This is a genomic window from Chryseobacterium sp. BIGb0232 (assembly GCF_024810195.1).
GTDB classification, from domain to species: Bacteria; Bacteroidota; Bacteroidia; order Flavobacteriales; family Weeksellaceae; genus Chryseobacterium; species Chryseobacterium pennae.
The window spans coordinates 1-25,952 of the sequence record NZ_JANUEH010000006.1; the positions used below are offsets into that span (position 1 = coordinate 1).

Below are 25,952 nucleotides of genomic sequence, written 5' to 3' on the forward strand. Positions count from 1 at the left end.
GCCGCCGCCAGTTTTTATTTTATTTTTAAAAATCCTTTATCGAAAGATAAAGGATTTTTTTTTGCTCTATACTCAGGGATCAAAATACTCAGAGATCCCAATACAACCCCAACCCAAAATCTAAGCTACAACTCCAACTCTCCAAGTATTCAAATACCCCAATACAATGGTGATAAGCAATAAGTATTGAATATTATCTATTATCTATGTTTTGGCTAAAGCCCATTTCTATTGAATGCTGAGCCTGTAGAATCCCAGCTGCTTATTTTCTCTTTACCGTGTCTTTACTTTTATCCCCCCATCCTTTATTTTATCAAGTTATTTCCTGGTATCATTGGACTCGTTTGTCTTACCGTATTCTGTCATCCTGAAAGATCCAGGTTATGCCATAAAAAGTATCTCTAATGAATGCTGGAGAAATGAAACTATGAAGAAATAGCAAGTAACCTTTCAGTCGACAACAGCCATGATGACAAAGCTAATGAATAAGTGACCGTTAAGGTTTGCAATATGATTATTCGTTAGTCAATCATTCATTCATTCATTATAAAAGCAAATAAATCTCATTAGACAAACATTGATTATCTGTCTGCCGCTCAACTAGGTGCTAATAAAGATTGGAATGAAAGCTAAATTTATACTAGACAAAGAACATGTTATTAGCTTTATTACTAATCTATTTATTATTTACGCTTATTTAGCCTTAAAATTAGATTACCAATACCAATTTGTATCGGAGCTGTAATTATGGCAAAAAATAGCTTATTTGAGGCTGTAGCGAAATGACTATATAGGTTGCCATGCTACAGTACTTTATAGGGATGAAATTTTAGAATATGATTTAGACACACTTGGAAGAATTACTGGCTATATATCTTTTAAAAGTAATAAGATTGTTTGAATTCGATTATAGTTCATGTTTGATGATTAAAGGTATACAATGTGCAGAGCTGTGATCTGAATGAAAAAATAATTTTATCCAAATTGTGAATTAGATCCTATAAGATTGCTGGTTGTTTTTATCTTGGAATGAATGGAAATAAAAAAAGACCTACATTTCTGTAAGTCTTTTTGCTCCTCCTGCTGGGCTCGAACCAGCGACCCTCTGATTAACAGTCAGATGCTCTAACCAACTGAGCTAAGGAGGAATGTCCTTTGTTTTAAGTGGTGCAAATATAATATGAATATCTGTACTAAGCAAGTTTTTATTCCTTAATATTTAACGAAAATTGCTATCGTTTTATTTTTCAATAAATTAAAATTACATAAAATAGTTAGAATTAAAAATGTACATGAGAAAAACGGTCTTTAGGGGGGCTTTTTTCATAAAAAAATCTTTTATATCAGTAGACGGAGGCATTGGATTGGATCATGAATAGTAAGTAATCAATATCTTTTGATATGTTTTTAGGAAAAACTGCTTGAGTGATTTCTTTTCCCAGCTGACCTTATCAATCTTCCCCCATATGTGGTGAAGCCATTAATATGATTATTACGGTTCAGAGAATGAATTTGTGTGGCTTTAACCAATAGAATATTTTCAATCATAAACTTACTCTTGGGGAAACCATTTAATTCTGTAAAAGAATAATGTTTCTTTTATCTCTGAAATTAGCTAATAATTAGCTTAATTCGTCTGGTTTTATAACATTGAAAGGGAATGTCTTCAAATAATTTTTTAAGCTCCCTGATGGGCTTATAAAAGTCCTGCATATCAAATACGGTAAAAAGAATTTTGGTATTGTTTCAGTTCTGACTAAGAAAATAATAAAGCTACAGCACAAGGAATGATATCAAAAAGTATTATTGATGTTACTTTAAATTCTACATAAAGCTTTAGTAGATGTCTAAAGGTCAAATGAATGAAATTTATTCTTTCCAGGCAGATAGATAAGACTATCGTTTCATCAATATGTTATCGTGATTCTTAGGATTCCTAAAATAAAGCGGTTGAATATTTGTTCTTTGATTGGGGAGCATAAATTTTTGTATATCCCCAAGTTTTGTATCTGATCCAAATAATTTAGCCTTGTATCTTATAAAATTTCTCAGTGTTCTAATTTTGGAATAAGTAGAAATAAAAAAAGACCTACATTTCTGTAAGTCTTTTTTGCTCCTCCTGCTGGGCTCGAACCAGCGACCCTCTGATTAACAGTCAGATGCTCTAACCAACTGAGCTAAGGAGGAATGTCCTTTGTTTTAAGTGGTGCAAATATAGGACGAATATTTATACCCTGCAAATATTTTTAAGAAAAATTTTCAAAAAATTATAAAGTTCCCGTAATGGCTTTAATAATATCGCTTCCAAAGATCAGTGCCATCAATCCTAAAAGGAAGATAACTCCCACCATCTGAGCATTTTCCAATACTTTTTGAGGAACCGGTTTTCCTACGATCATTTCATATAGCGTAAATAAAACATGTCCGCCATCAAGTCCCGGAATAGGAATAAGATTCAGGAATGCCAACCATACAGAGAACATTGCTGTAAAGCCCCAGAATGCAGACCAGTCTATGGAAACTCCACCTTTTGCATCTTTACTTACTGGCATATTCTTAACAATAGCAAGTGGCCCACCTACTTTTTTATATCCCTGAACTTTTTTGTTGAAAATTAATTTAAACTGCTTGATCTGATACGTTAAACTTTCAATGGTAAGGGTAAACCCTCTTTTTATAGAACCAAAGAAGTTGTATTCGTTATGAACCATAAATTTCTCAGCTTCCTTGAAAGAAAGAATTCCAATAGTTCCTTCTTTAGATACCGGGATTTTAAGGTCTTCAGTCTGATTGTTTCTTACTACCTGGAAATCTACTACTTTTCCTGCATTAGGAACTACCAAAGGCTTTACTTCATCATAATAGGAAACAGGAGTTCCATTGATGGCAACAATTTTATCACCTAGTTTTAAACCTGCGTCAATTGTAGATTGAGTAACAATGGTATCAATAATAGGATTCATTCTTGGGGTTAAGAATGATCTTGGTTCCGGATCATGAAATGCCATTACTTTTCCATCATCATTCGTTGGGAAAGTAACGTCTTTTCCATTTCTGGAAACAGTTATTTCATCACTTAATAAAACATCTAATGCCAGTTTTTTGAAGTCTTTCTGGACCTTTCCGTCTACTTTCAATATTTTATCTCCATCCTGGAATCCCATTTTCTTAGCCGCAGCAGTATAATGAAGAGGAGTTGTGATTTTATCAGCGTCAAAAATCGTTTCCCCATTTTTTCCAACTAAGGCTGAGAATATTAACCAGGCTAAGAAGAAGTTTACCGTAACTCCACCCAACATGATGATAAGTCTCTGCCAAGCCGGTTTAGATCTGAATTCCCATGATTCTGCCGGTTTTTTCATCTGAGCAGTATCCATACTTTCATCTACCATTCCGGCAATTTTTACATATCCACCGAAAGGAAGCCATCCGATACCATATTTGGTTTGCTCCGGATATTTTCTCCAATCATGATCAGAAAGTTTTGATATATCGATAGGAACTTCTTCCTTTTTTCCGTTTACCTCAGTTACTTCCGTATCAGGCAGATTCTGTGAGAAGAATTTATACTTCCATTTTCCGTTAATTTTCTTCATCGAGAATATGGAGAAGTAAGGATCAAAGAACAGGAAGAATTTTTCTGCTCTGGTCTTGAACCATATTGCCGGTAAGAAGTGCCCAAGCTCATGAAGAACTACAAGTATAGAGATACTCAGAATGAACTGGAAGAGTTTGATTGCTATTTCCATTAATAAATTTTAGATTTTAATTTGCAAAGGTAACAATTATCAAAACTATGCCAAATAAAAAAGCCCCTCGAAACGAGAAGCTTTGTCATATTTCAGGACTATTTGATTATAAATTGAAAGAAACTCCCAGACTTCCGTTATTACCTACCTCTGCAAATACCCCAATTCTTTCTGTAAAGAAGTAGCGTGCTCCGATATGAGCTCCTATTCCAAAGTCTTTTCCAACAACTCCTACGTCAACGCCAGGATAAATATCCAACTTTGGCGGAAGGCTTAAAGCTTCCTGAAGGTGGAAATTCAATCTGCCAAAAACAAACACCCGGTTATCCTTATCGTTGTTCTTATAATTACTGAAGTAACCATTAAGACCTGCTCCAACGGATATGAGTTTGTTCAGTCCGTAGTCGTAAGTTCCTGTTACCCCGGTTCCATATCCCCAGGCGCTCAGACCCAGTTGGATTTTTTGATCTCCTTTTCCAGTCCATGCCTGAGCATTAGCTGTGATTCCGAAAAAGAACATCATCACCATAAAAACCAATTTCTTCATAAGTTTTATAATTTTTAATGATATTAATAAAAATTACCTGCATCAAAAATGAAACCGAAAGATGTTGAATAGTACAAAAACAGAAGACTTTAATAAATATTAAGAATTATAGGCCTCCTTTCTTTATTCAACATAAAAGGCGTATTTTTATCCTTTAGATATTGAATTAATTTAAAATAAAAAAGATGAAGATTGTAGGGCTCAATTTGGATATCATCTGGAAAAATAAAGCTGAAAACTTTAAAACAATAGAGAACGAACTTGAAAACCTGGAAGCAGATCTGTTTTTACTTCCTGAAATGTTTTCAACAGGCTTTTGTATGGATGCATCAGAAGTTTCTGACAGAAATGAAGAATCTCTGAAGTTTTTAAAAAAGATCTCGAAGGAGAAAAATGCAGCATTCTGTGGAAGTGCTCCGGTAGAGGAACAGGGTAGTTTTTACAACAGAATGTATTTTGTACAACCGGATGGAGAAGTTGCTTTTTATGATAAAAGGCATTTGTTTTCTTTCTCAGGAGAAGATAAAGTGTATACTCCAGGGAAAAATAGGGTCATCGTAGAATATCAGGGGATACGGTTTTTGCTCCAGGTATGCTATGATCTTCGTTTCCCGGTGTTTGCACGGAATAATGATGATTATGATGCTGTTTTATATGTTGCGAATTGGCCTGAAAAAAGAGTAGGAGCCTGGGAGCATTTACTAAAAGCAAGGGCTATCGAAAATCTTTCTTTTGTATTTGGTTTAAACAGAATAGGAACGGATGGAAACAATCTGTTGTATCAGGAGAGCTCACATTGTTTCTTCGCTGATGGAAAAGAAATTTCAGATAAAAAAGGAAATATTGTCTCAGCAGAACTGGATATGAATGAATTGAAGGATTTCAGAACACACTTCCAGTTTTTAAATGACCGCGATCATTTTTCAATGGATTTATAAAAATAAGGCTGAGTTTTAGTGAACTCAGCCTTATTTTTAGTCTTAACTATATTGTTGCAGAAGATTGGTCAATGTATTGACATCATGCACTCCGCTTTCTTTCCAGAGAAGCTCTCCGTTTTTGAAAACAGCTAAAGTAGGCACACCTCTTACCCCATATTGTGCTGCTAGAGCAGGGTATTGGTCTACATCTACTTTGATGATTCTGGCTCCTTCGCCTATATTTTCTTTTACTGTATTTAAAACCGAAGACTGAACTTTGCATGGTTGGCACCAGGTGGCAAAAAAGTCAATAAGTACCGGTCTTTCGGAATTGATGATTTCCTGAAATTTTTGTGACATAGTTTGAGTTTTATGAATTACTTTTTATCAGCTTCGTTCTGGATGCCTTTCACATTTTTCCAGCTCGTTCCATCATAGGCTTCCACTCCGTTTTTCTTTAAAATTTCCATAGCCTGATCAGCCTGTACTCCTTTATTACAGAAAACAACCACTTTTTTACCCTTCAGGGTTTCAATATTGTTCTGAATTTCTGCCAAAGGAATATTGATAGCATTCTTTGCTGTTCCTGCAGCGTATTGCTCAGGAATTCTTACGTCTACCAATGTTACATCCGAACTGGTCACAACTTCCTTAATGTTAGCCTTGGGAGCTTCCGCATAATGAGTTGTTTTACAGCTGCTTAATGCTAAAAATGAAACTAAGGCAATTCCAAAAAAATTAACTTTCATGAGGTTATGATGTTTTGGATTGGCATACAAAGTCTGTTGTAGGAAGTTTTTCTGTTTTTTTAATACCGTTAAAACCTCCTTCTATTTCAGTGAAGTTTCTGATTCCGTGCGAATTAAGTATGCTTGCTGCAATCATGCTTCTATATCCTCCTGCACAATGAAGGAAGAAATGTTCCGAGCTGTCAAGATTTCGGGCCCAGTCGCTGATGGAATCCAAAGGTCTGTTATAAGCATTATCAATATGCTCAGCAGAATATTCCGTTAGTTTTCTGACATCAATTACTTTTGCATCAGTTGTAAACTGTTCTGCAAATTCAGAAGGGGAGATTCTTTTCACTTCGTCGATTTCTTGGCCCGCATTTTTCCAGGCTTCAAAACCTCCTTTCAGATATCCTACAACATTATCAAATCCCACTCTGCTTAATCTGATGATCACTTCCTCTTCAGTTCCTTCCTCCGTTATCAATAATAGAGGATGTTTTACATCTACGATTAATGTTCCTACCCAAGGGGCAAAATCACCTTTTAATCCTATATTAATGGAATTGGGCACAAAACCTTTATGGAAATCTGCAGCTCCTCTTGTATCCAGAATCAAAGCTCCCGTTTCTTCAGCCAATGCTTCGAAATCTTCAGGAGACACAGGTTGCAGTCCTTTGTCCATTATTGTATCCAGACTTTCATAACCTCCTTTGTTCATCGCTACATTCATTCCAAAATATTTTGGTGGTGCAGTCAGTCCGTCAAGTACTTCTCTGATAAAAGAAGCTTTATCCGGTTGATTAAGAGCGTAATTTGTTCTCTTTTGGTTCCCTAAAATATCAACTGTTTCCTTCTGCATATTTTTTCCACATGCGGAACCTGCTCCATGAGCCGGATAAACAGTTATGCTGTCATCCAATGGCATAATTTTGTTCTGAAGACTGTCATACAGAATACCTGCAAGATCTTCCTGAGTAAGATTGGTTGCTTTCTGTGCAAGATCTGGTCTTCCCACATCTCCTAAAAACAGAGTATCCCCTGTGAAGATTGCTGTCTCCTTACCATCTTCATCAATTAAAAGATAAGTAGTACTCTCCATAGTATGGCCTGGAGTATGAAGTACTTTTATTTTTATTTTTCCAATTTCAAAAACCTGGTTGTCTTCTGCGATAATGGCTTCAAATTCAGGAGCAGCAGTGGGGCCGTACACAATAGGAGCTCCGGTTTTTTTACTCAGATCCAGATGCCCTGAAACAAAGTCAGCATGGAAATGAGTTTCAAAAATATATTTTAAAGTGACATTATCTTTTTCCAGACGATCCAGATAAGGTTTTACCTCTCTTAATGGATCAATAATGACAGCTTCGTTTTCTGATACAATATAATAGGCACCCTGAGCCAGACAGCCCGTATATATTTGTTCAATTTTCATTGGGGTATTTTTTTAATAGTTAAAGATACAAAGTATTAGATAAATTCTAAATCAAATGTTAAATTCCATTGATAGTTTCTTTCAATACTTGTTAAACAAATGTTTAAGTTTCTTTGTTTTTTTCAGCAAAAAGAATGCCTTATATAAGGTTGAGTGATAAATGCTGTTTTTTATCATGTTCTTTCTGTGGTTAAAGGTTTGTATATGACTGTTTTATATTATAATACTACAGGATGTAATCACTCAGTTTTCAATTTTCACTATAATGTTTATACAATATTGAAATCCGGAGTATTCAATCAGCCCATACCGTAAAGCTACAAATAATATAAATTATTCTTGTTGATAGGTTTATTTGTCTAGTAATGAGAAGGTTTTTTCTAAACACACTGCGAGGTAAGATATTAATTTTCAAGAAAGAGTTATTTTAGATGAAAAGCTTAATCATATTATTAAAAATATTGAAATATCTGACAGTTCTCAAGTTGTTTATATCAAATTTTAAAACTAGATGCATAAAAAAACCAAAGCAATAATTTTATTGCTTTGGTCTAATTAATATTTTTAATTAAAAGTCTATTATAGACTTTTAGGACTTATCAGTGTTTTTTATTACAAACATCTGATTACGTGTTGCTTATTGCTTTATTTTTCTTTAAAGTCTTTAGGATTTGCGGGATCTTTAGGTTCCTTTGTTTCTGTTTCGTCATCCCATCCACCTGGTTTATCATTTTTAGGTTTAGGAGGAGGAGTAACGTCTGTATAAGAAGCTGGAGTATCATCCTTAACCTTATCAGAAGTTTCTCTCGCTTTACCCATAACCCCTGCTGCTGGACCGGTTACTGTTGCTGGGTTACCCATTGATGTCTCTACACTGTCATTAGATCCTTTAATATCAGAAGTCACAGATTTGATAAAATTGAATATAATATTGGACTGTGGTGATGTTTCTCTCACAATTTTTGGGTCTTGTTGTACTTTTTCTTGAGGCTTAAACGGATCATGAGGAGGAGTACTGATTGATTCATTTTCTTCTTTTGGTATGAATCCAGAAAGTTCCTGCTCTGATTTGCTACCTCCCGCAGCCGTACTGCGGCCAAAATTAAATATATCTTGAAATGCCATATTTTTGTTTATTAATAAGTTACTGAATTTATAAATTATGAGGACGAACCACAGAGAAAGTCTCTTTACTACTATCAATGTTAGGAATTTGCTTAGTCTCGAAAATAGTATGGTTGACATCCAGAGCGGATACTTTTTCTGCCATTCCTTTTGCTCTGTATTTATCATTCGCTGCCAACAGCTCTAAAGCGGATATATGAACAGGGAATGTTTTAATTCCAATATCCTTAGTAAACATAGGATGACGAGGTGGACTAGATTTCTTATATGGATTAACTAATTCCTCAAAATTCAATCCAATATATCCGTCAAATGTAATAGGTATTTCGTAAGTAAATTGTTTTACCTGACGTCTTTGTGTTGCTAAAGTTTCAACACGAGAGTTTTTCGGAATAGATCCTGAAACATTAGAATTTGATTTCCATGCTGTTGTTAGGGTACCAGAAATCGTTCCTGTTAAAGAAAGTCCTAAGTCTGCACTTAATTCTCCACGACCGATAGCCGTACCTGTTCCTGTATAACTTAATCTGTTTGAATTGGTGAAAGTAAAATTAGTTGTTTTAGTCGTTGCTGATTGAGCTGCAGCAGAAATTACGCTTTGGGTACCTTGGTTGTCTTTATGATTGTGCAAATGCTTGGTTTTCGTGATGGTATTGCTATCATATTTTGCTAAACTATTAGATAAGCTCTCTGTTAAAATGGTCTCTATAGTTTTTGAAATTTGTCCTTGTAACTCTCCAGCAATCAATCCTCCAAAGGTAGAGCTTCCCATACCTGCCAAAGTCCAATTGATGGTATTTCCTACGGTAAATTCAATATTGTCAGAAAATTGACGGTCGAGATCCGATCTGTTTTCATAGCTTCTCGTAGATAATATATCTGCCACGGGCTGAATAATGTTTGACCTTTCTTCAAACAAAGGAGCTCCAATCTCAAAAAAAGCCATCCATCCTCGTTTTGCCGCGTTTGGATCAGGAAAATTACCAAATTTTCTATCATTGATAGATATTCCTATTGGTGATAATTCGACAACCTTATCATTTACTTTAACCTCCTGTCCATTCTCATTTACTTGATTATAGGTTAAACCAATTAGTTTTTTATTCATGATTCCCTTAATCAATTCATCAGTTATTCCTAACTCTTCCATATTTTCAACCGTAAGGATGCGGCGTTTCGCAGGATCCACAGTATATGTTGGTATTTTTGCCATATTTTTTAAATTATAATTTGATATTCTAATAACCCTTGAAAGCGGGGAATTAGTTGTTAATGATTTGTTTTGTCGTATGCTCCCGACATAGAGTTTTATAATCAATTTATTTATATTCTGTACTGCGCACATACAAAATATAATATTGATGTATTGACTAATTTTTAAATGAAAAGACCAGCCTGGGATATCTTTTTAACTACTATTACGAAAATAGAGGTGGCTGGCATCAAAACTTGTAGTATAAAATAAAATTTCTGAATAAAATTTTAAGTGACGTTTCGCAAGAGTCAACAGTCTATATCGCTTGTAGTACTCTATTTTTATAATCAATTTATTCATATATGTTCTGTACTGCGCACATACAAAATATAATATTGATGTATTGACTAATTTTTAAATGGATAAGAACAGCCTAGGATCTCCTTTTAATTACTATTACAAACATAGAGGTGACTGTCATCAAAACTTGTAGTATAAAATAAAATTTCTGAATAAAATTTTAAGTGACGTTTCGCAAGAGCCAACAGTCTATATTGCTTGTTGTACTCTATTTTTATAATCAATTTATTTATATATATTCTGTACTGCGCACATACAAAATATAATATTGACGTATTGACTAATTTTTAAATGAAAAGACCAGCCTGGGATATCTTTTTAACTACTATTACGAAAATAGAGGTGGCTGGCATCAAAACTTGTAGTATAAAATAAAATTTCTGAATAAAATTTTAAGTGACGTTTCGCAAGAGTCAACAGTCTATATTGCTTGTTGTACTCTATTTTTACAATCAATTTATTTATATTCTGTACTGCGCACATACAAAATATAATATTGACGTATTGACTAATTTTTAAATGAAAAGACCAGCCTGGGATATCTTTTTAACTACTATTACGAAAATAGAGGTGGCTGGCATCAAAACTTGTAGTATAAAATAAAATTTCTGAATAAAATTTTAAGTGACGTTTCGCAAGAGTCAACAGTCTATATTGCTTGTTGTACTCTATTTTTACAATCAATTTATTTATATTCTGTACTGCGCACATACAAAATATAATATTGATGTATTGACTAATTTTTTAAATAAAAAGGACAGCCTAGGATCTCTTTTTAATTACTATTACAAACATAGAGGTGGCTGGCGTCAAAACTTGTCGTATTAAAAAAAAATCTGAATAAAATTTTAAGCGACGTTTCGCAAGAGTCGACAGTCTATATTGCTTGTTGTACTCTATTTTACAATCAATTTATTCATATATATTCTGTACTGCGCACATACAAAGTATAATATTGATGTATTAACTAATTTTTTAAATAAAAAGACCAGCCTAGGATCTCTTTTTAATTACTATTACAAACATAGAGGTGGCTGGCGTCAAAAATTGTCGTATAAAATAAAATTTTTAAATGCCGGTAGATTATTTAATGAATACAAGTTTTTAAAGTGCTAATATTTCTATTGTCCAACTTGTTAATATATTTTTTAATAGTTGTTTTCATGGTGTTGGATCATGTTTTGTTCTTGAATGCCTCAAAGAATTTAGCATAATTTCTCCTAATCATAAACTGATCATACGATTGCGAAAATAAGACATCGATACGCTTTCTGGATTTTCCGAAAATAATTATTCGAAAATTATCCAAAAAAAATTATATTTTTAAGCTTTAAAAGCGATCAAATGGCAGACAAAGCACAATTTATTGAAGAATTAAATGCTAGATACACTCCTAAGGGAGATCACATCATATTAGGAAAAGGAATGTTGGACGGAGAAGTAGTACCGGAAGTGAATGTAACGATTCCTCTAAAAACAATCAACCGTCACGGCCTTATTGCCGGAGCAACCGGAACTGGAAAGACCAAAACGTTACAGGTATTTGCAGAACAGCTTTCTCATCAGGGAATCCCATCACTGGTGCTGGATATTAAAGGTGATTTTTCAGGAATTGCAGAAGCTGGGCAGATGAATTCCATTATTGAAGAGAGATATGCAAAAACTCAGTTGCCTTATACACCACAAGGATTCCCGGTAGAATTGATGAGCATTTCCGGAGGAGAAGGGGTAAAGCTGAGAGCAACCGTAACGGAGTTCGGACCTGTTTTATTAAGTAAAATTCTTCAGCTTAATGATACCCAGCAAAGTATCATGTCTATTGTCTTTAAATATTGTGATGACAAAGGACTTCCTTTGATCGACCTTAAAGATTTAAAGAAAGTTCTGCAGTATGTTACAGATAATGCACAGGGAAAAGCTGAGCTTGCCGCTAACTACGGATCAATAGCACCAGCTTCTTTGGGGGCTATTCTAAGATCTATTGTAGCTTTAGAGCAGCAGGGAGCGGGAGATTTCTTTGGAGAATTAAGCTTTGATGTTCAGGATTTGCTGGAAACCAGAGATGGAAAAGGAGTTGTAAATATTTTAAGAGTATCAGATATTCAGAATAAGCCACAGCTGTTCTCTACCTTCATGCTTTCACTTTTTGCAGAGATCTATATGACTTTCCCTGAGGAAGGTGATAGCGGAAAGCCGAAACTGGTGCTCTTTATTGATGAAGCACACTTGCTTTTTGATGAAGCTTCAAAGACTCTCCTTTCACAGATTGAAACAATGGTAAAACTTATCCGTTCAAAAGGAGTGGGAATTTATTTTATTACCCAGATTCCTGGTGATGTACCGGAAAGTGTTTTGTCTCAATTAGGATTGAAGATACAGCATGCTTTGAGAGGCTTTACAGCAAAAGATAAAAAGGAAATTTCAAAAGCAGTTGAAAATTATCCAACCACAGAATTTTATAACGCTTCCAATCTGATTCAGAATATGGGAATTGGAGAAGCATTTGTAACCGCTTTAGATGAGAAAGGAATTCCTACACCATTAGTTCATACCTATCTTATTTCCCCGGAATCAAGAATGGATGTTCTGAGTGGAGCAGAAATTACAGAATTAACGTCCAGCTCAGCTATGGTAGCCAAATATGAACAGGCAATAGACCGGGAATCTGCTTATGAAATGCTAACCAACAGAATGGAGCAGGCCGCTCAGAATCCAGCACCAAATCAACGAACAAAGCCGGTAAAAGAAGAGCCGGGAATGTTTGAACAGGTACTGCAAAGCCAGGCAGGCAGAACATTCACCAATACATTAATGAGGGAGGGCGCAAAAGCTATTCTCGGGATGTTTGGTTTAGGAGGAAGGAAAAGATGACAAAAAATAAAATAGGGAAAAGAAATTTTCCCTATTTTTATATAAACTATAATAACACAAATTAAAACACATATGAGAATACAATTATTTATTGTGCTTATGTCGCTATCCCTATCAAAAGCGCATGGGCAGAACCAGTACCTGGACTCCAATTTTAACGGAGCAGGTTTTTTACAAACCGATTATAAATCTAAAAGTTACGACGAACTATCCAATATTAAGCTTTCCAATAATGGCTTGTATGCATTCGGGAGAGTAACAATAGAAGATTACAAGTCCTATGAAAGTGGTTTTGGAGTTCTGAAACACAACCTTACTTCAGGGTTGAATCCTACATTTGGCAACCAGGGAAAAGCAAATTATTATTTTGATTCCTATCACTATGCCGATTCCACAAGGGATGTATATCCTTATGCTGACGGATCATTTTTAATTCTTTCCGATTTGGGCTTAACTAAAATAGACCAAAACGGAGTACTGGACCCCAATTTTGCTTTTAATGGAAAACAGGAATTTGAATATGGACAAAAAACCTACACCAGGCTGTTGGTTCTACCCAACAATAAAATTTATGTTTTCGGGCAAAAAGGAGATGATCTGTATATTGAAAGATATAATCCGGATGGATTTTTTGATTTCTCGTTCGGAAATCAGGGAACCCTTACGATAGATGTAGGCTCACTAGATATCATTAACGATGCTAAATTGCTGAATGACGGCAGGATTTTGATTACAGGCTACAGCCAAAAACAGGTTAATAGTAACTCTTCAGGAAATACAAGGTACAATTTTATAAAAAAAATAAATCAGGACGGAACACTTGATCCCACTTTCAATTATGATGATATTCCAAGCATCTACGATAATCCGGGATATTTCAAAAAAATGCTTGTAGACGATTCTAATACTTACGCATATATTATCAATAAAGTAAGTGAATGTGACCATAGAGTTTTAAAAGTTAATTTACAGACATTAGCATCTTCTAAACTTTTTGTAAACCTTAGCGGAACCCCTTGGCTGTGTAGTAATTTAAATCCTAAATATATTGTAAATGATATTATTCTTGATGGAGATAGAATGTATATTGCCGGAACAGAAAAAGTAAACGCAAACAACTCTATGTGGGTGACCCGCTACAATTTAGACGGATTTATGGACACAACCTTTGCCAATCAGGGGAAGTTCAATTATTTTACTTATTCTGGTAATCCGAATTCTCCGGTAGATGACGTGGTAAATCTGGAAAGCATACAGCTGGCTCCAGACGGAAGCCTTTATGGCGGCGGAAGATTGAATAATGATTTTCTGGTTTTTAAAATTTTAAAGACTCTTACGTTGGAGGTAAATGAATCGAAATCAGATAAAACTCATATTTTGAACGTATATCCCAATCCTGTAAAAGATTTTTTATTTGCTGAAAATAAGAATCTTACAGGGAATATTCAGATTTCGGTTTATGATATGTCTGGAAAATTGGTGAAAAAACAAAATTCAGATTCCCGCAATGAAAAAGTTTCAATTGATCTTTCTGACCTGATGTCAGGAAATTATGTAATAAAATATGAGGCTAAAAACTTTTCTCAGTCTGTAAGGATTATAAAAAAATAACACAAAATGAAAAAAAATATACTATTACTTCTTTTTTCAGGGGTCTTTCAGCTGGGTTTTTCTCAACAGGGAGTTCTTGAAACTAATTTTGGTCTTGGAAAGTTCAGCTATGTTGAAAATGATAACGAAAAACAGATTCTGAATGCTATTGAATATACTAATGATACCGTTTTTGCCGCAGGATATTCGGGCCCTGTAACGGATGTATCTCTTCCTAATGCAGAAGGTCGTTTTGTATATAAAGACCGTTTCTTTTACTATAACAACAAAAATCATAATAAGGTAGCGGTCTCTATTGGTGATGAAGGCTCAAGAGCCAATGCCATTAAGTATAGTAAGGGTTATGTTTATCTGGCGGGCTATTCAAAGGATAAAAACAGGAAAAGCTTTGCAGTGGTAAAAATTCATGCAAGAACTGGAGCTTTAGTTGTTTCTCCAAGCTTTAACAGGGATTCTAAAGTTATTACAGATTTTACAGGAAATGATGAAGCCAATACCATTGATATCAAGAATAATAAAATCTGGGTGGCAGGTAAAGCCGGAGTCAATGCCGTAATTGTTCGGTATAATCTCACCAACGGTTACGTAGATAAAACTTTTAACCAAAAGGGATTCATGCTGTACCCGATTGGAACACAATCTGAAATTAAAAGTCTCAAAATTCTTCCTGATGATAAAATGCTGATTGCAGGAACTACAAACAATGGAGCGCAATCAGATTTTTTTATTGCAAGACTGAATCCTGACGGAACTTATGATTCTTCTTTTGGAACGAACGGGATTAAAACGATAGATTTTTTTGGCGGGAATGACCAGCTCAACGTGATGAAGATTTTATACAATGGCAAAATCATGCTGGGAGGCTCTTGTACAAGGATGGTTAACAATATTGATGCAGCATTGGTAAAGCTTAATGCTGACGGAAGTTATGATACTTCTTTTGGCGGAGCTGGAAAAGTTACTTATGATGAGGGAACTAAAGAAGATGTAGTGAATGATGTAGATGCTAAGGTAAATGCCAGTAGCCAGGAAATTATTTATGCTATAGGGTATAAAAAGCCAGGAGTATACAAAGATGTTTTATACAGGGAGTTCGATGCTGACGGAAGTACATTTGCCAGTGGACCAGCCGTTAATAACTTGAGTAACTACGATGATTATCTGGTTGCAGGAGCATTTGATGTTTTGCCTGTAGGGAATTTTACAAGTCCAATGACAATGTATGGTAATCTGTTTTGTAGGGAAGCTACGGGGAATTATATTCAATTTAATAAGCTTGGCAGTAGTATGACCATGTTACCTGTAGAATGTGGATCTTCTTATGCTACAGAAATCAATAATATTAAAGTAAGACAGGATGGTAAAATATATGTACTGTATCAGAATCAGCTGAAAAGATATCTGGACAACGGAACCCCGGATCTGTCTTTCGGAAATAATGGAACCTTTACCGGAATGGCTGCCAGTGAATTCGACCTGTTACCCAATAATAAAGTGGTAGCTAATGTTTTTATCTATGGAACCAATACGCAACGGTATAGTGTTATTTTAGACGATAATGGAAAAATTATAGATAATTTCGAGTTTAAAAACTTACCGGGAGCAGATCAGAGATATATTAATAAAATCATTTATTCTGCTACCAAGAATAAAATGTATGCGTATTATTCCTCATATGGTACTCAATTTTCAAGCCCTGTGATGTGCAGATATAATTTAGATGGCACTATTGATGATTCTTTTGCCAATAATAACAAATATATCCCTGTTATCCAGAAATATGGTTCATATGACGCTGATTTGACCAAATCAGATGTAAACAGCCAGAGAATTGTAACCATTGATTTTAAAACAGATAAAAAAATTATTAAACAATATGATCTTGATGGCAATCCTTCAGGAAGTTTCGGAACTATAGGGACTATGGAAATCCCTTATACTCCTGACACTAATTTTATATTTAAAAAAGTAGCTCTGGATAATTTGAATAATGTTTATATCATTACAGAGAAAACAGAAAACTTCAATACGACTCTGCTTGTAGAAAAATATAATTCAACAGGGACTTTGGATACATCTTATGGAAATGGAGGGATTTTCGAATATGCTTACAATTCTGCTGATTCAAATGCTCATTTTTATAACATTAATGTTCAGGGTGATAATAAATTGCTGATGGCTGGAAAACGCGGAAAGTTATTTGTAGATAATGACGGATATACAATAAGGGTAAATACTAATGGTACTTTAGATACCAGTTTCAGTATCCAGAATGATGGCGTGTTTTCTGATAGGGAAGATGGTAATCCCAATGACTTCTTTGAAAATATCAGTGCTATGGGAATCACTCCAAATAACGAGATAATTATAGGAGGACTTAATAAGAATAGAAGTACTGGAAATGCAATAACTTATACCGCAAAAATCAAAAAATTGAAATAATTTTATATATTAGTGAATAAGTGGTAAGCTTTTTGGGTAACTTATTTTGATATATTTTTTACTATTTTAGCAGGTTATCTTCACTGACGGTAAAAGAATATCAGATGAAAGAGTTAAAATTTTTAATAATAAACACAGCAGTTAAAGGGAAAATCAATGTATTCAATTATAGACATAGAAAGTAATGGTGCAGGTTATAGAAATGAATGCATTATAGATATTGCCATCTACAGATATGATGGGCAGAAAATTACAGATCAGTTTATATCGCTTGTCAACCCGGAAGGAGATATTACTCCTTTTGTTCAGAAGCTGACCAGTATTACACCAAAAATGGTGAAGACAGCGCCGAAATTCCATGAAATAGCCAAAAGAGTTATTGAAATTACCCAAAATACAACATTGGTGGGGCACAATATTGATTTCGATTACAGAATGCTTCGTCAATCATTTAAAAGGCTTGGTTATGATTTTAAAATCAATACTTTAGATACTATTCCATTAGCGAAAAAACTGATTCCTGATGAAGTGAGCTATTCTCTCGGTAAGCTGGTAAAGTCACTGGGAATCCCCTTGACTAATCATCACAGAGCTGATGGAGATGCCAGAGCAACCCTGGAACTGTTTAAACTTTTAGTATCAAAGGATACTGAAAATGAAATTATTCAGAAGCAACATGATGAAACCAATGCCAAGACCTATATCAATAGGATTAAGGTGCTTACACAGGATCTTCCGAATGAAAAAGGATTTGTTTATTTTCAGGATGAATCCGGAAGAATTATTTTTTCCGATTATGTTCAGGATATCAATAAATTTTCAAAAAAGTTATTCAATTCCAAATCAAAAAAATGGGAACAGGTTCAAAAGGATGCTGAACAGATTAATTTTGAGCTTACCGGAACAGATATTATTGCCAAATTAATCCTGAACTCTAAAAATAGTAAGAAAAAAGAAGTTCTGCCATTCGGACTTTATTTCAGAAACAAGAAATATGTTGTTGAAAAAAATACGCTCAATAAAACAGAAAAAGCAATTCTGAAATTCAGGTCATTTACTCAGGGTACAAAAGCCGTTCAGTTTATTGGTGCTCAGGAAGAATACAATGATGTAGCAGTGTTAAAGCAGAAGATAGAGTTTAGAAAAAGAAACGAGCTTTGGCTGGGTACCGGAAGAAAATTAGGTGAGAAGCTATTTTTAATTATTGAAAACGGAAAAGTAATATCCTTTGGTTTTTATGAGCTGTTTACACAGATACAGACATTAAGTAAGCTTGCCAAATTGAAAATTGATCTTCAGTTGTCTTCAGCAGATTTGAATAATGAACTGCAGCTTGCCCTTTTGCGTGGTGATTTTGAGACATTACCCTTGCCTAAATAATTAAAAAAATTAGATGTTAAATTTTGATTAGGAAGAAGATACTTTTTAAATCAATTATCTTAAAATAAAAAATAAATAGTATTTTTGCAAAAAATAAATCGAAGCAATGCAAAATTTTAAACAAATAAAAACTGGAAAAAAGGGAGCTGTTAAGTTCTCTAAGGTTTGGAATATTTAAAAGAGTTGTCTTGCATAAAAAATAATCAATGTGGCAGACTCTTTTTTTGAAGAATCTGCCTTTTTTTATGTTAAAATCAAATTATGAATTCACAAGAATTATTAAAGATTGCCAATGAGTTTGGCACACCAGTGTATGTTTATGATGCTGAATCCATCAAAGTTCAATACGAGAAGCTTACGTCTTCCTTTTTAAAACATACTAAGTTCTTCTATGCGGCGAAGGCGTTGACGAATATCAATATCCTTAAATATGTCAAGAAACTGGGTGCATCTTTGGATTGTGTATCTATTAATGAAGTCAAACTAGGGCTAAAAGCAGGATTTCCAAAAGAGAAAATATTGTTTACTCCCAATTGTGTTGACTTGGCGGAAATAGAAGAAGCAATGTCTTTCGGAGTTCATATTAACATTGATAACATTTCCATTCTTGAACAATTTGGGAATAAATACGGAAACTCTTACCCTATCTTTGTAAGAATCAACCCACATATCTTTGCCGGAGGGAACTACAAAATTTCAACAGGTCACATCGACAGCAAGTTTGGGATCTCTATCCATCAGCTTCGTCACATTGAAAGAGTGATGAAAAGTACCAACCTTAACGTTGAAGGACTTCACATGCACACAGGAAGTGAGATCAAAGATCCTGAAGTTTTCCTTCAGGCACTGGATATCATGCTTGAACTTTCTGAGCATTTCCCTAATCTGAAATATCTGGATATGGGAAGTGGCTTCAAAATCCCTTATCAGGACAATGAAGAAGAAACAGATGTTAAAACATTAGGGAGAAAAGTAGAAAAAGTTTTAGGCGAATTCTCAAAAACAACCGGAAGGAAATTCGAATTATGGTTTGAACCGGGTAAGTTCTTAGTAGGAAAAAGCGGATACCTTTTAGTGAAAGCAAATGTCATCAAGCAAACTACTGCTACTGTTTTCGTTGGAGTAAACTCTGGATTTAACCACCTGATTCGTCCAATGTTTTACGATTCTTACCACGCTATTGAAAACTTGTCTAATCCAAAAGGTGCAGAAAGAATTTATACGGTAGTAGGAAACATCTGCGAAACAGATACTTTTGCATGGGACAGAAAATTGCACGAAGTAAGAGAAGGTGATATTCTTGCATTCCACAACGCAGGAGCTTACGGTTTTGAAATGAGTTCAAATTTCAATTCAAGATTAAAACCTGCTGAGGTGTTATTCCTTGACGGGAAAGCCCACCTGATCCGTAAAAGAGATGAATTTGAAGATTTATTGAGAAACCAGATTGAAGTGGTGATATAAGTTAATAGAAAATAATAAATAAACGGCTGTCCTTTGGGATGGCCGTTTTGTTTTTATGCTAAGCCTCCGGATAAATAATATGAAACCTATATTCTACGTTTGCAAAGGTGCTGAGTAAAATATATTTACAACTTAAAAATCATCATACTTAAATTACAGACCTTAGCGACCGCTACGTTAAAATAAAAGTCATTGAGTTAAGATTTAAAGAAAAATTTACAAGTTTTTTAATATTTATGATGGCTGGGTTTATCAATTAATTAGCTAAATTTGATAGGCTTAGGTTCTTTTTATCCTAATCACACTACAGAAAAACAATACCAAATCTATTAATTATGGCCAAAAATATTGCAGAGCAAATTGTTGAAATGCTCGAAAATGCCAATGTGAAAAGAATTTATGCAGTTACCGGGGACAGTCTCAATCACCTAAATGTTGCGGTAAAGAAAAGCAGCATTCAATGGATTCATGTAAGACATGAAGAAGTTGGAGCTTATGCCGCCGCCGCAGAAGCTGAACTTGATGGGCTCGCAGTATGCGCAGGAAGCTGTGGTCCCGGCCATGTTCATCTGATTAACGGGGTATATGAAGCGCATAGATCTCATGTTCCGATGCTGGTAATTGCCTCTACGATTCCCAGTGATGAAATGGGCATGGATTATTTTCAGGAAACTAATACCATAAAGCTTTTTGACGATTGCAGCTATTATAATCAAATGATCACAAGGCCTGAACAGGTGCAGCGAACATTTCAGACCGCTATTCAACATGCAATTTCCAAAAAGGGAGTTGCGGTGATAGGCCTTCCGGGTGATGTTTCAGAATTGGAGGCACAGGAAACAACAACTTCCACCCAGATATTTAAGACCAATCCATTAATCAGACCATCGGATGATGAGTTGAAAAATTTGGCTACTCTCATCAATGAAAGTAAAAAAGTTACCCTTTATTGTGGAATCGGTGCTGCTGAAGCCAATGCTGAGGTTGTACAGTTGTCTCAAGTCTTAAAAGCACCTGTAGGATATTCATTTCGGGGAAAAATGGCTATTCAGCCTAATAATCCTAATGAAATCGGACTGACAGGGCTGTTGGGATTTCCTTCAGCTTATCATGCCATGCACGATGCAGATCTTGTTATTCTTCTCGGAACCGATTTCCCATATCAGAAGTTTATGCCTGTGAAAAATAAAATTGTTCAGATTGATGAAAGCCCGGAAAGGCTGGGAAGAAGAGCAAAGCTTGAATTGGGGCTTACAGGAGATGTTAAACAAACTATTATGGCCTTACTTCCAATGCTGAATGAGAAAAAAGATGTCGACTTTCTCAATGAGCAGTTAGCGTTTTATGATAAAGTAAAAGAGAACCAACTTGAATATGTAAGAGATTCAGGAAAAGAAGATGCCATTCAGCCGGAATATGTTGCCCATACATTAGATCAGTTAGCTAAAAAAGATGCCATTTTTACGGTAGATACAGGAATGTGCTGTGTTTGGGGAGCAAGATTCATTACAGGAACCGGAGAACGGAAGATGTTGGGATCATTTAATCATGGATCAATGGCTAATGCAATGCCTATGGCTATTGGAGCATCCTTGTCACATCCAGAAAAACAGGTGATTGCGATGTGTGGGGACGGAGGATTATCTATGCTGCTGGGAGATATGGCCACTATTTTCCAGTATAAACTTCCGGTAAAGCTGATCGTATTCAATAACAGAACCCTGGGGATGGTAAAACTGGAAATGGAAGTGGGTGGAATGCCGGATAATGAAACAGATATGATCAACCCGGATTTTGCATTAGTTGCTCAGGCGATGGGGTATCCCGGGAAAAATGTTCATAAGCCTGAAGAAGTAGAAAATGCTATTAAGGAATGTCTTGATCATGACGGACCCTATCTTCTTAATATCTTTACAAATCCTAATGCATTGGCACTACCACCGAAAATTGAACTGGATCAGGTGTTGGGGATGACCAAATCTATGGCTCAGCTAATGTTGGGTGGGAAAATGGATGAGGTGCTTGAAACAGTGAAAAGTAATTATAAACATATTAAAGGGCTGTTATAGAGATTATTTTAAATGTTTTAAACAAATACTATAGAAAACATTTTTTTAGAACTTCACACATTGTGTGAAGTTTTTCTTTTTTGTAAGACATTTAAATATTTACCTTTGTTTATTAATTTAATGAATAGATCAGGCTATGAGAACGATACTTTTATTTTTTGCTCTTTGTTTTACAAACTTAGTTTTTGCCCAGGAGCTTGAAGATAGAGATGAGTCTTTTATTATAGAAAATAATAAAAATCTTTTTAAAATAGACATCAAAGAACCTTTTATGCAGGTTGCTGTAAAGTGTAATGATTTTAAACCGGCTGCTTTCGAAGGAGGAGCTTCAGCATACAAAGATATCCTGAGCAAATATATGTATACCTATCTGAATGCAGATTTTTATACGCTGAGCGGGGACTTTACATTTACTTTGATTATAGATGAAACAGGGAAAGTAATTGATGCCGTTGGTAATCCAAAAGTTCTGCATAGCGAAGCTTTTTTTGATGATATGCAGTATGTAGTAAGAAGAATCAAAAGAAGTTGGAAGCCTGCAACCTGTAACGGACAACCCGTAAAATCTCAGATGAAAGTGAAAATGAATTTCTCTTCCTTATCAATAGACATGTAAATTCCACATGGATAAATATCAATCATTTTTCTTACTGTTTTAAGGTAAAATCAGGGATGATAGATTGTTCTCTGGGCAAGCTACCTTTTATTATTGGCAAACTATAACTATGAAACAAACCATTTTAATTGTACTTCTGTTTTTCGGATTTATGGGATATTCCCAGGAATCACAAGCTCCCAAAGAAAAAGTAATGACTTCACAAAATGTAGAATTTCCGGGAGGAGATGATGCTTTTGCTAAAGAGTTTTTGCAAATGGTTCATTCTTATATTGATTTGGGGAAATATGCAGTAAACGGACAGTTTGTTTTTGTTTTTGATGTGAATACAAGTGGTAAGATAGAGAACCTTGATGTGTTGCCAAAAGTAAAAAACAGCGAAATGTTTATTGATGATATGAAATTTGCGATTAAAAAAGTAAAGAAAAAATGGAAACCGGCAGTTAAAGATGGACAGCCTGTAGTTTCTAAGAAAATCATCAAAATTAACTTTACATCAGATCATTTTGATCACGGAGATTAATACTCATAAAGCAGAGGAAAATCACATCTTTTATGAGTTTAACAGATCATAATAATCCTCCTGCCATTCTGTCACAATATTTTGTATCTTTGCAGACTCATCTGTTCGTAGTTTAAAATTCACGGAACAAATCCCTGTGTTTTAATCCCGAACCTTTAAATTGATTATCGTGCAGGAAAAATATATAGACGAGACAAAACAGGGTGAAGCATTTGCTATTGCCGAAAGACCTGAAAACTCTAAAAAACTGTTTTTAGAAAGCTATGGCTGTCAGATGAACTTCTCTGATTCAGAAATTGTTGCCTCCATTCTTAACGAACAGGGATATAATACAACAATGAAAGTTGAAGAAGCTGACCTGATCCTGTTGAATACATGCTCTATCCGTGAAAAAGCTGAGCAGACGGTAAGAATGCGTCTTGCCCAGTTCAAAAAACTTAAGAAAGAAAAACCAAATATGACGGTAGGTGTTCTTGGGTGTATGGCGGAAAGATTGAAAACTAAATTTTTAGAAGAAGAACAGCTGGTTGACCTTGTAGTAGGACCGGATGCCTATAGAGATTTACCTAATCTATTGAAGGAAACTGATGATGGTAGAGATGCTATCAATGTAATTCTTTCCAAAGAGGAAACTTATGCAGATATCAATCCGGTTCGTTTAGGCGGAAACGGAGTAACAGCTTTTGTTACCATTACCAGAGGTTGTGATAATATGTGTACATTCTGCGTTGTTCCTTTTACAAGAGGTAGAGAAAGAAGCCGTGATCCACATTCCATTATTGAGGAATGTAAAGACCTAGCCAATAGCGGGTATAAAGAAATTACCCTTTTAGGACAGAATGTAGACTCTTACTTATGGTACGGGGGTGGTCCTAAAAAAGACTTTGCAAAAGCATCTGAAATGCAGAAGGCAACTGCAGTAAACTTCGCTCAATTACTTGATTTAGTAGCGAAAGCAGTTCCTGAAATGAGAATCAGATTCTCTACATCAAATCCTCAGGATATGAGCCTTGATGTATTCAGAACGATGGCAAAACACGATAACATCTGTAAATATGTACACCTTCCTGTTCAGAGTGGAAGCAATAATATGCTTGAAGCAATGAACAGACAGCATACCCGTGAAGAATATCTTGAACTGATCAGAAAAGCTAAGGAAATTGTTCCGGAAGTAGCCTTTTCTCAGGATATGATCGTAGGATTCTGTAATGAAACAGAAGAAGATCATCAGGATACATTAAGCCTGATGAAGGAAGTGGAATATGACTATGGGTATATGTTCGCTTATTCGGAAAGACCGGGAACCCCTGCCCACAAGAAAATGGAAGACAATATTCCTGCTGATGTGAAACAGAGACGTCTTGCAGAGATTATTGCCCTTCAGGGAGAGCTTTCCAGAATGAGAATGAAGTCTTATGTAGGAAGAATGCATAAGGTTCTGATTGAAGGAACTTCCAGAAAAAATGAAAACCAATGGAAAGGAAGAAATTCCCAGAATGCCGTTTGTGTCTTTGATAAACTTGAAGAACAGAAAATAGGTGACATTGTGGAAGTTTTTGTGTATGATAACACTCAGGGCACACTTTTAGGAAGAATCACAGAATAAATTTAAGTTTTTGAAAGCGGCTTTTCTTTTTACTCTGTTTTCTTTTGCATTGTTTTCCTGCCAGGCAGAGAAAACCATGAGCAAATATCCTGATATTGTAGGTGATATTACCTTTGATGAAAAACTGGATGAAACCGATTTTAAGAAATGTGGAGCAGGAAAGGACAAACCTTTCAGTTTTCAATATTATAATGTATCCCAGCAGTTCGATTATAAGGGAGAAAAGATTGCTATTGAAGAAAGGCTTAAAAAAGAAAATATTTCCTCAGAAAAAAAGATCAAGGGATATATTACCGTGAGATTTTTAGTAAATTGTGAAGGAAAGGCAGGATTGTTCAGAGTAAAGCATCTGGATTCAGATTTGAAAGATATTGCTTTGGATGGAGAATTTGAAAATAAGCTGCTAAAGTTTACAAAATCATTGAATGGCTGGAGGCCAAAAAAGATAGAAGGTTTAAAAATAGATTACTATCAGTATTTAACCTATAAAATTGAAGATGGACAAGTTTCAGAGGTATTACCTTAGCTTTTTGTTACTTATCGTGTACACCAATACTATTGCACAGGTCAACTGTAGTGCAATAGAGGGTGAGGACTGTAAAAAAGCTTGTGAACTTTATAATCAGGCTTCAGGTTTACAGGGGTTCAGAGCATCTCAGGAAGGTTTTGACAGAGCGATTGAGCTTTGTCCGGACTTCTCCAATGCTTATATGGAGAAAGCAGTGCCTTATCTCAAAAATGGAGATTTTGCATCCTGGAAAATATTGATCGATAAAGCCGTTGCTTTAGATCCTAAAAAACATTTGGGGTATAGAGGATGGTGTAAATTTCAGTTTTTAAGAGACTATAAAGGAGCTGTTCTGGATCTGGAAGAGCTTAAAAAATATTATCCCGAAGATCTAGGAAGATCACAAAACGGAGATTATAATCTGGATGTAGTGAAAGCTATGTCCTACAGTGCTTTAGGACAGAAGGGAAAGGCCGTCGGAATTATTGAAAAACTGCTGGTTACAAGAGGGTATGTAAAGGGAATGTTTGACCATTACCAGCTTGGAGTAACCTATTTTGAACAGGGAAAATATGATAAAGCCCTGGAAAATTTTGAAAAACAAAGCAAAGAATACGACTTTGCCGAGAATATATACTTTAAAAGTAAAGTTTCTAAAATCAGAAACAAAGATTATTTGGATTTAAAAATGTTAGCCTTAAAAACGTATGATGAGGGAAAGACCATGAAAGATGGCTATACACATCATTTTAACAAAGTCTACAGAAAGCAGATTGAAGAGCTGTAGAACAATAACATTAAAT

20 protein-coding genes and 2 tRNA genes are annotated in these 25,952 nt (G+C 35.1%); 13 read left to right on the plus strand and 9 right to left on the minus strand.

Annotated features, from left to right (window positions below):
• On the plus strand, positions 1 to 183 hold a 183-nt coding region (locus M2372_RS14685), incomplete at its 5' end, for a hypothetical protein (RefSeq protein WP_228455783.1).
• A gap of 891 nt (positions 184 to 1,074) precedes the next feature.
• Here M2372_RS14685 and M2372_RS14690 read toward each other — a convergent pair.
• The 4 genes from M2372_RS14690 to M2372_RS14705 form a co-directional block, all read right to left on the minus strand.
• Positions 1,075 to 1,148: transfer RNA gene (locus M2372_RS14690), tRNA-Asn, on the minus strand.
• Between the two features lie 965 nt (positions 1,149 to 2,113).
• Positions 2,114 to 2,187 (minus strand) — tRNA-Asn (locus M2372_RS14695).
• An 80-nt stretch (positions 2,188 to 2,267) separates the two neighbouring features.
• On the minus strand, positions 2,268 to 3,749 hold the full coding sequence (rseP, locus tag M2372_RS14700) for an RIP metalloprotease RseP (protein WP_123321004.1): 1,482 nt from the start codon (positions 3,747 to 3,749) through the stop codon (positions 2,268 to 2,270).
• A 106-nt stretch (positions 3,750 to 3,855) separates the two neighbouring features.
• Positions 3,856 to 4,296 carry a DUF6646 family protein gene (locus M2372_RS14705; protein WP_115969672.1) on the minus strand — a complete coding sequence of 147 codons (441 nt, stop codon included), beginning with the start codon at positions 4,294 to 4,296 and terminating at the stop codon, positions 3,856 to 3,858.
• Positions 4,297 to 4,481: 185 nt separating this feature from the next.
• On the opposite strand from M2372_RS14705, the gene M2372_RS14710 reads away from it, so the two are divergent.
• Positions 4,482 to 5,234, plus strand: coding sequence for a nitrilase-related carbon-nitrogen hydrolase (locus tag M2372_RS14710; protein WP_123321005.1), 753 nt, complete (start codon positions 4,482 to 4,484; stop codon positions 5,232 to 5,234).
• Positions 5,235 to 5,276: 42 nt separating this feature from the next.
• Here the strand turns inward: M2372_RS14710 and M2372_RS14715 are convergent, their stop codons facing one another.
• From M2372_RS14715 to M2372_RS14735, 5 genes are all read right to left on the minus strand, one after another.
• Positions 5,277 to 5,576: a co-chaperone YbbN gene (locus M2372_RS14715; RefSeq protein WP_115969676.1), complete on the minus strand. Its 300-nt coding sequence runs from the start codon at positions 5,574 to 5,576 to the stop codon at positions 5,277 to 5,279.
• Between the two features lie 17 nt (positions 5,577 to 5,593).
• Positions 5,594 to 5,965 carry a rhodanese-like domain-containing protein gene (locus M2372_RS14720; RefSeq protein ID WP_123321006.1) on the minus strand — a complete coding sequence of 124 codons (372 nt, stop codon included), beginning with the start codon at positions 5,963 to 5,965 and terminating at the stop codon, positions 5,594 to 5,596.
• 4 nt (positions 5,966 to 5,969) lie between these two features.
• Complete coding sequence (locus M2372_RS14725) at positions 5,970 to 7,379, minus strand: rhodanese-like domain-containing protein (protein WP_115969680.1); 1,410 nt, start codon at positions 7,377 to 7,379, stop codon at positions 5,970 to 5,972.
• A 645-nt stretch (positions 7,380 to 8,024) separates the two neighbouring features.
• Positions 8,025 to 8,504 carry a hypothetical protein gene (locus M2372_RS14730; protein ID WP_115969682.1) on the minus strand — a complete coding sequence of 160 codons (480 nt, stop codon included), beginning with the start codon at positions 8,502 to 8,504 and terminating at the stop codon, positions 8,025 to 8,027.
• Between the two features lie 28 nt (positions 8,505 to 8,532).
• On the minus strand, positions 8,533 to 9,717 hold the full coding sequence (locus M2372_RS14735; protein ID WP_123321007.1) for a hypothetical protein: 1,185 nt from the start codon (positions 9,715 to 9,717) through the stop codon (positions 8,533 to 8,535).
• 1,686 nt (positions 9,718 to 11,403) lie between these two features.
• Between M2372_RS14735 and M2372_RS14740 the strand changes: the two genes are divergently transcribed.
• The 11 genes from M2372_RS14740 to M2372_RS14790 all read left to right on the plus strand — a co-directional run bounded on the left by M2372_RS14740 (position 11,404) and on the right by M2372_RS14790 (position 25,936).
• Positions 11,404 to 12,930 (plus strand): helicase HerA-like domain-containing protein, encoded by a 1,527-nt coding sequence (locus M2372_RS14740; RefSeq protein ID WP_123321008.1) that lies wholly within the window; start codon positions 11,404 to 11,406, stop codon positions 12,928 to 12,930.
• A gap of 72 nt (positions 12,931 to 13,002) precedes the next feature.
• Complete coding sequence (locus tag M2372_RS14745) at positions 13,003 to 14,541, plus strand: T9SS type A sorting domain-containing protein (RefSeq protein WP_123321009.1); 1,539 nt, start codon at positions 13,003 to 13,005, stop codon at positions 14,539 to 14,541.
• Between the two features lie 6 nt (positions 14,542 to 14,547).
• A complete protein-coding gene (locus tag M2372_RS14750) occupies positions 14,548 to 16,983 on the plus strand; it encodes a delta-60 repeat domain-containing protein (RefSeq protein ID WP_123321010.1) in 2,436 nt (811 codons plus the stop codon).
• 156 nt (positions 16,984 to 17,139) lie between these two features.
• Positions 17,140 to 18,363 (plus strand): PolC-type DNA polymerase III, encoded by a 1,224-nt coding sequence (locus M2372_RS14755; protein WP_123321011.1) that lies wholly within the window; start codon positions 17,140 to 17,142, stop codon positions 18,361 to 18,363.
• Between the two features lie 261 nt (positions 18,364 to 18,624).
• Positions 18,625 to 19,827 (plus strand): diaminopimelate decarboxylase, encoded by a 1,203-nt coding sequence (gene lysA / locus M2372_RS14760; protein ID WP_185018915.1) that lies wholly within the window; start codon positions 18,625 to 18,627, stop codon positions 19,825 to 19,827.
• A 335-nt stretch (positions 19,828 to 20,162) separates the two neighbouring features.
• Positions 20,163 to 21,896, plus strand: coding sequence for a thiamine pyrophosphate-dependent enzyme (locus tag M2372_RS14765; protein ID WP_123321013.1), 1,734 nt, complete (start codon positions 20,163 to 20,165; stop codon positions 21,894 to 21,896).
• 136 nt (positions 21,897 to 22,032) lie between these two features.
• On the plus strand, positions 22,033 to 22,512 hold the full coding sequence (locus tag M2372_RS14770) for an energy transducer TonB (protein ID WP_123321014.1): 480 nt from the start codon (positions 22,033 to 22,035) through the stop codon (positions 22,510 to 22,512).
• A 109-nt stretch (positions 22,513 to 22,621) separates the two neighbouring features.
• Positions 22,622 to 23,035, plus strand: coding sequence for an energy transducer TonB (locus tag M2372_RS14775; RefSeq protein ID WP_123321015.1), 414 nt, complete (start codon positions 22,622 to 22,624; stop codon positions 23,033 to 23,035).
• Positions 23,036 to 23,204: 169 nt separating this feature from the next.
• Entirely contained in the window at positions 23,205 to 24,641 is a 1,437-nt protein-coding gene (gene miaB / locus M2372_RS14780) for a tRNA (N6-isopentenyl adenosine(37)-C2)-methylthiotransferase MiaB (protein WP_123321016.1), read from the plus strand.
• 76 nt (positions 24,642 to 24,717) lie between these two features.
• Positions 24,718 to 25,167 (plus strand): hypothetical protein, encoded by a 450-nt coding sequence (locus M2372_RS14785; protein WP_123321017.1) that lies wholly within the window; start codon positions 24,718 to 24,720, stop codon positions 25,165 to 25,167.
• On the plus strand, positions 25,139 to 25,936 hold the full coding sequence (locus M2372_RS14790; protein ID WP_123321018.1) for a tetratricopeptide repeat protein: 798 nt from the start codon (positions 25,139 to 25,141) through the stop codon (positions 25,934 to 25,936). The genes M2372_RS14785 and M2372_RS14790 overlap by 29 nt, the downstream gene beginning before the upstream one ends.
• The last annotated feature ends 16 nt before the right edge of the window (positions 25,937 to 25,952 follow it).